Consider the following 12,051-nt stretch of genomic DNA (forward strand, 5'->3'; position numbering starts at 1 on the left):
TGGGCTCGGGTGCTGGCGAGGCGGTAGGAGTCGGTGCCGGTCTCGATGATGGTGCCGTTACAGGTGAGGCGGTCGACGATGGCTGCGCAGAGGCGGGGGTCGGTGAACGTCTTAGTCCAGCCGCCGAACGACTCGTTGGAGGCGATGGCGACGCTGTTCTTCTCCTCGCGTTCGGTCAGGACCTGGAAGAGGAGTTCGGCGCCGCGGCGGTCGAGTTCCATGTAGCCGAGTTCGTCGATGCAGAGCAGGTCGACACGTCCGTAGCGGGCGATCGTCTTGGAGAGTTGCTTCTCGTCGGCGGCTTCGACGAGCTCGTTGACCAACTTCGTGGCCAGCACGTACTTGACCCGGTAGCCAGCCATCGCCGCCTCGGTTCCCAGCGCGATCAGCATGTGTGACTTGCCGGTTCCGGAGTCGCCGATCAGGCAGAGGGGCTGGCTTTTCTTGATCCATTCGCAGCTGGCGAGCGTGTGGATGGTGGCCGCGTCGAGGTTCGGGTTCGCGTCGAAGTCGAAGGTTCGCAACGACTTGTCCCGAGGGAAGCCGGCCGCCTTGATCCGCCGTTCCGACCGGCGCCTGGACCGGTCGTCACACTCGGCCATCAGCAGCTCTGCGAGGAAACCGCGGTAGGTCATCTGATCCTTCAGCGCCCGATCGGCGATGTCGGAGAACTCGTTCCTGATCGAGGGAAGCCGCAACAGGCGGCAGGCGGTGTCGATGGCCGTGTTGGCGGCCTGCTCGGTCAGTCCTCGCTGGCGGGGCAGGGTCACTGTGCTTCTCCCTCGCGGTGTTCACCGCCGCTGGCGCGACGGCGTTGGAGCAGTTGGTCGTAGTGGGTCACCGAGGGCAGCGGCCTGGTGTCCGGGGGAAGATGCGCGAGCCGCCACTCGTGCAGAAACGTCACGGTGCCCGCGCCCGGGGTTCCGGCCGGTTCGTCCTCGGCCTGGGCAATCTTGCGGGCTTCCAGCGCGACCGCGTCCGCGGTCAGGGCTCCTGCCCGCAGGGCCATCGCGAGTCCGGCGACCATGTGCTCGTGCGGCAGGTGGCGGGCCAGCAGCAGCACCTCGATTAGGGCCCTCGTCCCGGCCGTGTCTCCGTGGGCCTTGACAGCCGCGGCCCACCAGGCGTCATGGACCGGGGTGAACTTGCCCGCCGAGCGGGCCTGTTCGAGCGCGGTGGCGCCGGGGAAGGCACCCGGCTTGCGGATCAGGGCCTCCAGGTAGTGGTCCAGATCCAGGCGGCAGCCTCCCTTCGCGATCAGCCGCTCGTGTCGGGCCACTTCCACGTTCCGGTCATAAACCACCAGGTGAGAGGCGTGCAGCACGACCCGGACCCGCTTGCCGATCAGCCGGACGGGCACCGAGTATCGGTTCGTTCGGACTGCGATCTGGCTGTAACGGTCGACCCTCGGAGTGAACAGCCGACCCGTCTCGAACGGTTCCTCCGGCAGCGGCATCAACAGTGGCCGCTCAACCTCGAAGTACTCGTCGATCGTCCGCGGCCGCGAACCGATCCGGCGCCGCCCGTCATGAAGATCCCACTGATCGACGAGTTCGTTCAGCTCGGCCAGCGAGTCGACCTCGGGCACCGGGGTGAAGTGGTTGCGGCGGAAGTAGCCGATCTGGCCCTCCACTCCGCCCTTCTCGTGGGCGCCCTCGATGCCGGGCCGGCAGTAGAAGCTCTCGATCCCGAAGTGCGACCTGAAGGCGATCCACCGGTCGGCTTCCACCCTGGCCCGGCTCAGCCCCAGCACCTGGGCGACGGCAGCCTTCAGGTTGTCGTATCGGACCTTGCTCCGCGGGACCCCTCTAATATGCGGGTCTTGGTGTCAAGTCTCCGGCTGCCTTTGAGAAGCTGCCCAAGAAACTCTTGTTGACCGCGAAGCGTCGAGCTGGGGGCCACGTGGACGTTGCTGAGCGCGAGCTGACCCATCCCTGGGAAGGTGTCCTGGCCGCTCCAACCGACGGCAGTGACGTCGGCGTTCTGGTCCTGGCGGGTTCCAGCGGACGCATCGAACGCGAACGAGCACGCATCCTCGCTCAGCAGGGCATCACTGCTCTGTCCATCCGCTGGTTCGGCGGACCAGGGCAGCCTCCGGGAATCTGTGAGATCCCCTTGGAGACCTTCACCGCCGCGGTCGACTTCCTCACCGCGAGCGGAGCTCGACGCATCGGCATCCTTGGTGTCTCCAAGGGGGCTGAAGCAGCTCTGCTCACGGCCGTGCGCGACCGGCGCGTGGACGTTGTTATCGCGCTGTCGCCCACGTCGCGAGTCTGGTGCAATGTGGATCCGGGCCGCGATGGGGAACAGCGCCCGTATCGTTCTTCCTGGACCTGGCAGGGGCGGGCCCTGCCTTTTGTTCCGATGGATGACTCCTGGACTCCGGTCAACCCGGGTAGCGGTCCGGCCGCCATCCGCGGCTGGTACGAACTCAGCGATCGGAGCTTCGTTCACCAGCTCCCTCGGGCGGAGATCCCCGTCGAAAAGGCCCGAGCCGATCTGCTGCTCGTTGCCGGTGGCGACGACGCGATGTGGCCTTCTCTCCGCTTCGCCGAACAACTGGCAGAACGCCGACGCTCAGCCGGGACCACTGCGCATCTCATCGCCCGCCACGATGCCGGCCATCGACCGCGCTTTCCCGGCGAGAGCCAGGCGCCCGCGTCCCCGCATTTTCTGTACGGAGGCACGCCCAGAGCTGACGCGCTCCTGGGAGAGGCTGCGTGGCCGCACATCCTCGACAGGCTCACCAGGACAGCTCCCTCCAGTTGCTGACCGCAGTCAGAAGGCTTCTCCATCGAGCCGACTGAGGAGTCCGTCGAAGATCTGCTCCCTCGCGACCTGTCCCTTGGCCGCCGCGTCGTCCCGCTGGCGTTCGAGAGTGGGTCGGAACTCGATCGTGGTGACGAAGAACGTGCAGGACTCGCAGATCGACTCGAAGTGGCAGTCCATCTCGACGGGGCGAGCACAGTAGCCGTTGCCGAGCATCCGGCGGTGCATCTCCCGGCGGAACTTGGACATCTCCGATCCTTCGGCGTCGGCCGGTAGTCGGCGAGGGGCGTCATAGAGTGCCTCGACCTTCGCCGAGACGGCGAAGTACTCGTCGGCGACGGTCCGGTCGGCGATCCGGGCGTAAACACGCGTCATGGACAGCGACTTGTGTCCAAGCAATGCGGCGATGGCCTCCAGAGACATGCCCCGGTTGATCGCCTGGGTGGCCAGAGTATGCCGGAGCTGGTGCGGAGTGACCCGGCCGAGTCCGGCCTGCTGCGCGGCCTTGCGGACCGCGGCCTCGATGCGGGAGGCGTTGACGGGGCGGCCGTGGTCGGTGAACAGCAGGTTCGAACGCAGGCCGTCGGGCCGGTGCAGCAGCCAGTCGTCCAGCAGCGTCTTGAGCTGCGGATGCAGGGGGACGTAGCGGTCGGTGTGCATCTTGCCGACCGGGACGCGGAGCCAGTAGGCGGAGCCGATCTGCACGACCGCGTCGATGGTGAGGCCGAGCATCTCGCTGCGGCGCATCCCGGTGCGGGCGAGGACCTCGATCGCCAGCCGGGTGAACGGATCGAGGTCCTTGCGGGCGGCTGCCAGCAGTTTGGCGGCCGCGGCGTCGTCCAGGAAACGGGGCAGTGGTTCGTCCGCGATCGGGAAGTCGCTGTCGAAGACCAGCTGGCGGGGCGGCCGGTCGGCGGCATCCCACTCATCCAGGCGACGGAAGAAGCCACGGAGTTTGCTGAGCCGGTCGCGGACGGTATGCCGGTGCAGCGGTCCTCCGCGGGCGCCCGGCCGCTCCAGCAACCACTGCCGATAGCGTTCGACGTGCCGCCGCTTGAGCTCCGCGACGCAGGTCACGGCGGTGTCCTCGGCGGCCACCAGGAGGGCGAACTCTCGCAGTGTCAGCTCAGTGTTCTTCACGGTTCCCGGCCGCAGCGTTCCGGCAATCTGCCGCAGATAGTGCTGCATCGTGTCCGCCAGCCCGGCAGGGACGCGGGCCCACTCGCGGGCGCGCATGTCGGCGTGGTCCGGGGAGCGGCGGCGTGGGAGCTGGTCGGTCAACTCGCAGTGGAAGAGCGTCGCTTCCAGGTTGAACAAGGCGGTCGAGAGGGCCTTGACGCCGCGATTGGGGATCCGCCGGGCCGCCTCCAGCAGCAGGCGGCGTCCCTCGTCCCAGTCGCTCTGCTGCAGCTGGTCCGGCTGCTGTCCGAACAGGGCGATGAAGTGGGCCAGCAGGTTGAACTGGGTCATGGCCACCGAGTCGCGGAGGCCGAGTGTGCGGGCGGTCTCCATGAACCGCAGGTGCAGTTCCGGCTCGGTGCGTGTGAGCACGATGCCCAACCTCGGACGCCGGGCGACCAGGTAGTCCGCGCCCGGCTGCATGCGTCCGGTGACCGCCAGCCAGCTGATGAACCGGTGCGTCTCGTGGTTGAAAGCAAGCTGGCGTTCCAACGGCAGGCGGCGGAAGTTGTCCAGGTCGGGCACTGCGGCGAGTAGGACTCGGGCGCCCCAGCGGACCTTGTGGTCGGTGTTCATGCCTTGCGCGGCCCGGTGGGCGAGGTAGAACTCGACAAGGTCCGGGCGCACGATCGGCAGGGCGGCGGCGCGGGCCCGGCGCATCAGGAATCCGCCCGGTCGGCGTCGATGGCGGCACTGGCCTGAAGGTACTGCTCGACCAGCCAGCTGTTCGCCAGGTGGATGTAGATCCGGGTCGACTCGATGGAGCGGTGACCAGCCTGGGCCTGTACCGCTTCCAGGGCCATGCCCGCCTCCCGCAGCCGGGTCAGGCAGGTGTGGCGGAGCTGATGACAGGTCAGCCTCGGTAGTCCTGTTCGCTTCCGGACACCATCGAGAATCTCGTCCAGACCATCGGCGGAGAGCGGTCGGCCACGGGTGGGTCCGCGCAGCACCACGAACAGCCGATCGTGGTCGACGGGCGGACGCTCGCGATCCAGATAGTCGCCGACCGCGCGGAAGAACTGCGCAGAGACGGGTATCAACCGCTGATGGCCGCCCTTGCCCTCGCTGATGAAGACCCGACGTTCGCCTGGTGAGAGGTCGCCCAGCCGCAGGCCGAGTACCTCGCAGCGGCGCAGCCGGCCGAGCAGCATCGCGAGGACCATGGCCCTATCCCGTGCGGTGTTCACGGCGCCGAGCACCGTTTCGACCTCAGCCGGGCCGAGAACGCGCGGGAGGGTTCGGGGCGTGCGCAGGAGCGGTGCCCCGCGGTTGCCGCTGCGGCGGCGGTTGGCCAGCCCCGTCGGCACTGGGTTGCGATCAATGGCCAGGTCGTCGCGGGTCATGAGGTAGCCGAACAGCCCGGAGATGCTGGCGAGTCGGCGCTTGATGGTCCGAGCCGAGAGTCCTGCTTCACCGTCTTCGAGCCGGACGACCTTCGGTCCCCGCCGCGGCTTCTTCTGCGCGGTGATGAACGCGAAGACGTCCGCGGTGACGACGTCGGCAGGCTCCTTGGGCACCACCGAGAAGAAGACCTTCAGGTCGTAGGCGGTGGCCAACAGAGTGTTCGGCCGGCAGCGTGCCGCCACGAACTCCAGATAGTCGTCGACCAATGGGTGGCCCAGTGATGCCGCAGGGTTCCCCGCGGCATCGACACGTCGTACCAACTCCGGCTGCCAGGCCATCCGAGCTCCTCGACGGGAGCGACCATCCTGGCTGGGAACACGAGATCGCGGAAGAGTCGTCACCCACATAACCGCCCAGCGTCCGCAGGGCGTGAACGTGCCCTTCAAAGAAGGCTTCCTGCCCACAAGACGCGAAGACGCTTCTCCGCACTACTGGTCGGGGGTCAATGGAGGACTCGAGGAAGCATGCTGCAAGATGGCTGCGATGACTCCCCTCGACGAAGCCTGGGACGAGCTGCGCGGACAGCTTCGACTTGGCCAGCAGTTGGCCGGAACAGTGGACTGGGTTCACCATCCCGGCGTCACCGGGATTGGTGTCGACCTGGGGCTTGCCGTCACCGGCTTCGTCGATGTACTCATGCTGCCGCGGGACGCGACACGCTGGCCGGCCGTCGGCACGGCGGCGGACTTCGAGATCTGGTGGATGGATGACCGTCCGCAGATCAGGCTCATGCCCGTCGACCCCGGGTTCGTGCGCGAAGACTTCGACAGCTGGGTCCTCGTGGAGGACTCCCCGGCGGCAGCGCTGTGGCGTGAGCGCCATCGGGTCAGCTGAGCGCGTTCTCTCCTGACTCACCTTGGTCTGCGTGCTGTCGACGCAGGCGTTCGGCCTGGCGCCTCTTGTCCGCGATGTGCCGCAGGCTCTCCTGAAGGTTGGTGACCTCGCCGAGCCATTGCAGCCGTCGGGCTTCGTCCAGTCGTTCGTGGGTATTGCGTTCGATCTCCAGCAGCCGGGGGACCTGGCTCAACGACATGCGAAGCATCGGGCAGCGCACGCACGCTGATTCATGCTGGCAGGGTGTCCCATATGGGCGGCCGCATCGGCCAAGGGCGACCTTCCGCAGGCTGAAGTGGTCTCGGAACTCCTCCCATTCGGAGTCGGTCGGCTCGCGGTACTCCTCGCTGGGCCGATGGGCTCGGCGCTGGTCGACGAACTGGCGGTAGAGGCGGATCACCTCTTCCGGGTATACCGCCACATACCCCTGAGTGGTATTCAGGTCGAGGTGTCCGAGCAGCTTCGCCGCGATGTGAATGGGTAGTCCGCCGTTGACAGTCTCGGTGGAGAAGATCCGCCGGAAGTCGTGCGGGGTGAACTTCAGCGGGGTGCCGTCGATGTCGGTGATGCCAGCGCGCCGGGCCAGGCCGGCGAGGAGCTCTCGGATGCGGTCCGGCGGGATGACCTGCAGCTGGTGGTGGGTGACCCGCTGGAACAGATGTGGCAGCAGCGGGCCGAAGGTGCTTTCGTAGCCGTCGTAGCGGCTGAGAAGTGGCACTGTGCCGTCGCGCTTGATCCGCCGAATGATGCGGGCCAGCACCGCGACGAGCTCCGGGGCGGCCGGGATGACCCGTTCGGCGTCCGTCTTGGACGGGCTGACCTGCAGCAGCGGCACCATCTCCCCCGTCGGGGCCTGATACTGGCGCAGGCTCACGTGGGTCAGCTCAAGGAGCTCCTCGATGCGTGTTCCCGTCCTGCGCAACACCTCCATGGCCGCGAAGGTCCAGAAGGCGTTGTCCTCCAGGCGTTCCGCGTCGAAGCGGGGACCGGGCTGGTCGACAGGGGTGACGAACAGCGCGCCCGGACGCCACGTGCTGGAGGCCCGACCAGTTCGGCGATAGCGCAGGCCATCGATGGTGAACCCGTCGCCAGTTGTGGCATCACGGGCAGCGGACAGCATCCGTCCAGCCGCATCGAGTTCGTTCTCTGCGGCGGCGATGAGCTGCGGCAGCACGGGAATCAAGGTGCGGGTCCGTTGTTGCATGCGGGCCTGGCGACGCCGGGCCTCTTTGATGTAGCCGCGGATATCGGCCTCGCCGACGGGGGATGGAGCGGCCCACCGGGCCCAGCGGGCGGGGTCCTCCAGCGACCACTGCAGCAGGTCGAGGTAGAACGCGCGGACCGCCAGCAGCACCGAGTGAAAGGTGCGCCGGGCCTGGCCGTTCGGCAGTGTACGGATCCGCTGTTTCCACGCCTGGGCCACCGGATCGGGCAGGTGCAGGGAGCAGATGCCTGGATGGTGGCGCTCCAGGTCGCGCCAGAACAGGTCCACCAGCACCTGGACCAGGTTGACCAGCGATCCGTAGTCCAGCGCTGCGGAACGCTCGACCAGGTAGTGCACCAGGACGTCGCGGATCTCCTTGTTCGCGACCGGGTAGCGGTCCACGAGTTCGGCCACCGACAGCTGCCCGCGGGCCGAGGCTTCCCGCAGGGTAGGCGGCAAGTCGTCCAGTCCGCCGACCGCGCGCAACAACTCGTAGGCCATCGGCAGTGCGGTGACCTTGCTGCCGCACGCTTGGCGAGCCGCCGCATAGTCGCCGAAGTCGGCGAGGTCGAGTTCGCGCAGCGGCTTGCCGGTCACGATCACCATGCGGGTCAGCCCGTTCACGGCCTCGGCCGCGTACTCGTGTCCCTTGTGGCGGGCGGCGGACCGCTCGACAGCGGCGAAGACCTCGGCCTGGTTGTGGCGACGGAACGATGCGTAGACGCCCAGCAGCCTGCTGCTCGACAGCCAGGCGTAGGACGGCCAGACCGCCCGCAGCACGATCATGATCCCAAGTCCGGCGGTCAGCCGGTTCCGCAGCGCGGGGGTGAGGTCCCGCGGACCCCATCGTCGGCCTTGGTCTTCGGCCCCGCTGAGCAGCCACCGATCCTGCCAGTCCTCGCCCGGGAAGGTCTCCAACCAGTCCAGAATGCGCGTCAGCGCAAGATTCTGCCTCCACCGCTGCTGGTAGGTGGGCTGGTCGAGGAGCGCCTCCGCCAGCGTGCCCAACTGCGCGCGTGTGGCGGCAACCCGCCCGGACGACGCGGCCGGCCCGGCCGCCCGCCCCGGTGGCGGGCCCGTCAGCACGCCCGGGTCGCGCGGGCTGGCGGGGGTGCGGGCCACCTTGCCGTGTCGGCCGCTCATCAGATGCTCCGCCCAAACACGTCGGTCAGGTCCTCAGGGTCGTAGGACCAGCCCTGAAGTGGCTGCGGCGTCGGTTTCGGACGTGTGTAGTGCTCGTGGACCTTCGCGATCACCTCGTCGGGGCGCGGACGCAGGTAGCCGCCGGTGGTGGTGATCTGCCGGTGCCGCATCACCTGCTGGACGTCGACAAGGGTGACGTTGGGGTCGGCGATCAGCCGCAACCCCAGCGTGTGACGCAGATCGTGAAGGGTGACGTTGGCCCCGATCCGATCGTTGATCCGTGTCAGGACAGCGCGCAGGGCGGTGTAGGTCAAGGGCCGCAGCGGCTGACGACGGGTCCACCACAACGGCTCGTCCGGCTCAGGTCGGTGCCCCGCGTCGAGGAGTTCACCGAGATAGACAGCCATCCACGCGAACGCCTCCGGTGCCGCCGGGCACGCCTGCTTGATCCCACCGAGGCCCTTGGTCCGCACGTAGATGCGGCCGTCGCCAGGGTGAGCGTCGCCCACCGCCATGCCCAGCAGCTCGGCCGCCCGCGCGCCGCTGGACAACAACATGCTGAACATCGCCCGGTCCCGGTTGCACCCCAGCCGCGCGAACACCTCATCCAACACATCGTCGGGCACTGCCCGGGGCGGCCGATCAGGCTGCTTCTGCCGATAGGCGCCCCGGCGCTGCGGATGGAACGGCTCCAGCGGGTTGTGGTGGGCGTTCGGGCGGCGGCCGGACCGTGACTGCGGGGGCACCGGCGACACCACCGGCCCCTCCCCGGTCTGCAGATGGAAGTCGTAAAACGCCGAGATCACCGACAGGGCGTGGTTGACGGTGGCCGGGGCATAGCCCTCCGACAAGTACGGCTTGCCCGTACGCGGATTCACCGAGCCCGCAGCCGGAGCGTCCGGGCCTCGCCGATCCCGTGCCGGGTTGTGCGCGGTCCGCAGCCATAGCACGAAGTCCCGCACGTCGAGCCGTTGCGCGCGACTCCACTCCGCGTCGATGGCCGCGAGGAACCGGAACCACCGCAACAAGTCGTAGCCGTAGGAACGACACGACGCCGGGCTGCTCCCGCACGCCAACAAGTCACGCAGGAACTCGCTGACCGGCTCGATCGGCATCCCGGCACCGTCACGTACCACCCACGGGAGCGTCGGATCGGTCGTCGTCGTCACGCGGCCGGCCCGGGCGACTACGAGCCCGGACACGTCCCGTCGCGACGCCTGTTGTTCCTGTTTCATCAGTACCCCATCCGTGAGATCACATCTCGGACGGAGCGTTCTGGACTACACGGCCAACCTCATACCGGACACGCCGTTAGTGCGGTCAATAGGTCGATGAACGGCCCTGCCCGAGTAGGGCAGGCGGAAGGAGAACAAATAGCAGGTCACGAGCTCGCCGGTGAGCCGGATCGTCACGTCGCCGAAGTCGACCTCGGCCTCCATGCCGGGCTGGTGGGTCTGTGGGATGAACGCTTCGACCGGGGCCTTCCCCGACTCGACGAGGATCTGCGGCTTCCGGTCCGAGACGTAGCGCCGGACCATTTGGTAGGAGACATCCGCGGCGTGTTCCTCGACCAGGCGATGGAAGATCCGCGTGATCGTGTGCCGCTGCTTGCGCGGCGCGTCCAGATCCGCCTGAAGCATCCCGTCAATCACCAGCTTGTAGGGGTCCAACGCGGTCGGCCTCTGCGGCAGCTGCTTCCGCGGCTCCGGCCAGACCGAGTCCACGGCCTTGCGGACCGTCCGCCACGACACGTTGTACTTGCGCTCGATCTCCCGGATCTTCATGCCGCCACGGTGGTCACGCCGGATCGCCGCGTACAGCTCGATCTTCGACATCGGCGGCATGACCAGGCCCTTTCACCAGGAGCACCCCGATGCTCCCGTGGCAAGAACCCCGGCGACTTCAAAACTCGTGAACATCACCCGACCGTGGATCTGGGTGCCTCCCAAACCCGTGAACAACGGGCTTCACAACCCGTGAATAAAGCCATTGTGCCGCTGCCCGGGCGCGGGCCAGCAGCCGCGTGCCCGTCCCGCGCGCCGTCCGCAATGTGTTCCGGCCGCATCACCCGCCCCGTACAGGGCGTCAACCACTACAGGTGGATCTGTATCGATGCCGTGCATGACGCCTTCCCCATCGGCGGTCGGCACGGGGCGGGCGTCCGTCCTGAAGCCGGACGACGGCGGGAACTGGGGAGGCCCCTCCCTCTGGACCGCGTCCGTCCGGGGTAACCGACCTCGAACAGGGCACGCCGTGGTGATCGTGGGCCCGTCGCCGGGTCATCGTGGTGCAGCAAGCTGGATGACGCTACGGATGGGATACGCGGATGTCGGAATCGACCAAGGCCATGAGTCGGCGCAGTCTGCTCATCACCAGTGGGGCGGTGGCGACCACCGTCGCTGCCACGGGCGGGTCCAGCGCTCAGGCCAGAGAGGAAGCGGTGCTGCGGGGCTCAGAGAGCGGTGATGACGCCGGCCGGGCAAGGATCGACGTCCACCACCATTTCACCGCTCCGGCATGGGTTGACTGGGCCGAGCGTGAGGGCCTGGTGCGGCGACAGGAGCTGCCGTGGTGGGCGCGTTGGGATCTGGACTCCACTCTGGCGCTGATGGACCGGGTGGGAATCGCAACCGCGGTCCTCAACCCGACCATGCAGGACCGGTACCGCTCCGCGGCGCAGGCCAGAGAAGGTCTCACTGTCGTCTTCGAGGCGCTGACCGACTTGGTGGCCGCACACCCGGACCGTTTCGCCATCCTCGGCCCTGCTGTCCTGGACCATCCCGAAGTGACCACGTGGGCTCTCCAACGCGCCTTCGACGACCTCGGTGCCGTGGGAGTCAGCATGAAAGCCAACTACAACGGTATCTACCTCGGTGATCCCTCGTACGACCGCTTTCTCGCAGAACTCGACGAACGCGCCGCTGTCCTTATCACCCACCCGCTCGACCTCCCGGGCGGACCACCCGGAGTGCCCACCGTCCCCGGAACTCCGAACTTCATGTGCGATTTCCTGCTGGATACCACGCGTGCCGCTGTGAACCTGATCCGCACCAAAACACTCGACCGCTACCCGGACCTGTCAGTCGTCCTGCCACACGCCGGCGGATTCCTCCCTCAGATCGCCACCCGCATGAAGGCCTTCGGCAACTTTTGCACCCCACCCCTCGATGCTGCCCGGGTACAGGACTATCTCCACCGCTTCTATTACGACACGGCGGGCCCGCTGGCCCCCTCGGGCACTCTGGTGGCCACCGCCGGTGCCGACCGCATCCTCTTCGGCACCGACTGGCCGGCCGCCTCCTCCGACATCATCACCGACTTCACGGTGCCGGCCATCGAGACCGACCCCGTCCTCACCAACCGCCAACGTCGCGGCATCAACCGCGACAACGCGCTCCGCCTCATGCCCACGCTGAGGCGCGCCTAGTGATCTGGTTCGGAGATGCGTGAGCAGTAGCGGCAGATGCGGTCGAGGATCTGGTCGGCAGTCTTGGTCCATTTGAAGGGTCTGGCCTGGT

At 67.6% G+C, this 12,051-nt stretch carries 10 protein-coding genes; 3 read left to right on the forward strand and 7 right to left on the reverse strand.

The window, feature by feature from the left end; all coding sequences use genetic code 11:
• Both istB and ACFU53_RS41985 read right to left on the reverse strand, forming a co-directional pair.
• Positions 1 to 770, reverse strand: a 770-nt coding sequence (gene istB / locus ACFU53_RS41980) for an IS21-like element helper ATPase IstB (protein ID WP_384005004.1), incomplete at its 3' end; no start/stop codon positions are given.
• The gene (locus ACFU53_RS41985) at positions 767 to 1,753 is read right to left on the reverse strand and encodes a hypothetical protein (RefSeq protein ID WP_384005006.1); all 987 of its coding nucleotides are present in this window, start codon (positions 1,751 to 1,753) and stop codon (positions 767 to 769) included. The genes istB and ACFU53_RS41985, both read right to left, overlap by 4 nt.
• 149 nt (positions 1,754 to 1,902) lie before the next feature.
• Here ACFU53_RS41985 and ACFU53_RS41990 point away from each other — a divergent pair, with 149 nt between their 5' ends.
• The gene (locus ACFU53_RS41990; RefSeq protein ID WP_384005008.1) at positions 1,903 to 2,772 is read left to right on the forward strand and encodes an acyl-CoA thioester hydrolase/BAAT C-terminal domain-containing protein; all 870 of its coding nucleotides are present in this window, start codon (positions 1,903 to 1,905) and stop codon (positions 2,770 to 2,772) included.
• 6 nt (positions 2,773 to 2,778) lie between these two features.
• Here ACFU53_RS41990 and ACFU53_RS41995 read toward each other — a convergent pair whose 3' ends face one another.
• Complete coding sequence (locus ACFU53_RS41995; RefSeq protein WP_384005010.1) at positions 2,779 to 4,608, reverse strand: tyrosine-type recombinase/integrase; 1,830 nt, start codon at positions 4,606 to 4,608, stop codon at positions 2,779 to 2,781.
• A complete protein-coding gene (locus ACFU53_RS42000) occupies positions 4,608 to 5,630 on the reverse strand; it encodes a tyrosine-type recombinase/integrase (protein WP_384005012.1) in 1,023 nt (340 codons plus the stop codon). Before ACFU53_RS42000 ends, ACFU53_RS41995 begins: the two co-directional genes overlap by 1 nt.
• 91 nt (positions 5,631 to 5,721) lie before the next feature.
• On the opposite strand from ACFU53_RS42000, the gene ACFU53_RS42005 reads away from it, so the two are divergent.
• On the forward strand, positions 5,722 to 6,186 hold the full coding sequence (locus ACFU53_RS42005; RefSeq protein ID WP_384005015.1) for a hypothetical protein: 465 nt from the start codon (positions 5,722 to 5,724) through the stop codon (positions 6,184 to 6,186).
• Here ACFU53_RS42005 and ACFU53_RS42010 read toward each other — a convergent pair.
• The 3 genes from ACFU53_RS42010 to ACFU53_RS42020 all read right to left on the reverse strand — a co-directional run bounded on the left by ACFU53_RS42010 (position 6,179) and on the right by ACFU53_RS42020 (position 10,377).
• Positions 6,179 to 8,512 (reverse strand): tyrosine-type recombinase/integrase, encoded by a 2,334-nt coding sequence (locus ACFU53_RS42010; RefSeq protein WP_384005017.1) that lies wholly within the window; start codon positions 8,510 to 8,512, stop codon positions 6,179 to 6,181. The two genes, ACFU53_RS42005 and ACFU53_RS42010, sit on opposite strands and share 8 nt — an antisense overlap.
• A 20-nt stretch (positions 8,513 to 8,532) precedes the next feature.
• Positions 8,533 to 9,648, reverse strand: coding sequence for a tyrosine-type recombinase/integrase (locus ACFU53_RS42015; protein WP_384005019.1), 1,116 nt, complete (start codon positions 9,646 to 9,648; stop codon positions 8,533 to 8,535).
• 165 nt (positions 9,649 to 9,813) lie between these two features.
• Positions 9,814 to 10,377: a hypothetical protein gene (locus ACFU53_RS42020; RefSeq protein ID WP_384005021.1), complete on the reverse strand. Its 564-nt coding sequence runs from the start codon at positions 10,375 to 10,377 to the stop codon at positions 9,814 to 9,816.
• Between the two features lie 482 nt (positions 10,378 to 10,859).
• On the opposite strand from ACFU53_RS42020, the gene ACFU53_RS42025 reads away from it, so the two are divergent.
• The gene (locus tag ACFU53_RS42025; RefSeq protein WP_384005023.1) at positions 10,860 to 11,960 is read left to right on the forward strand and encodes an amidohydrolase family protein; all 1,101 of its coding nucleotides are present in this window, start codon (positions 10,860 to 10,862) and stop codon (positions 11,958 to 11,960) included.
• Positions 11,961 to 12,051 lie beyond the last annotated feature (91 nt).

The sequence above is a fragment of the Streptomyces sp. NPDC057474 genome, from assembly GCF_042802555.1.
Taxonomy (GTDB): Bacteria; Actinomycetota; Actinomycetes; order Streptomycetales; family Streptomycetaceae; genus Streptomyces.

What these genes read in the sequence shown, in the direction of transcription:
- ACFU53_RS41995 (WP_384005010.1), bottom strand. Translation starts at nt 4,608, where the DNA reads ATGCGCCGGGCCCGCGCCGCCGCCCTGCCGATCGTGCGCCCGGACCTT.
- ACFU53_RS42000 (WP_384005012.1), bottom strand. Translation starts at nt 5,630, where the DNA reads ATGGCCTGGCAGCCGGAGTTGGTACGACGTGTCGATGCCGCGGGGAAC.
- ACFU53_RS42015 (WP_384005019.1), bottom strand. Translation starts at nt 9,648, where the DNA reads ATGCCGATCGAGCCGGTCAGCGAGTTCCTGCGTGACTTGTTGGCGTGC.
- ACFU53_RS42020 (WP_384005021.1), bottom strand. Translation starts at nt 10,377, where the DNA reads ATGCCGCCGATGTCGAAGATCGAGCTGTACGCGGCGATCCGGCGTGAC.
- ACFU53_RS42025 (WP_384005023.1), top strand. Translation starts at nt 10,860, where the DNA reads ATGTCGGAATCGACCAAGGCCATGAGTCGGCGCAGTCTGCTCATCACC.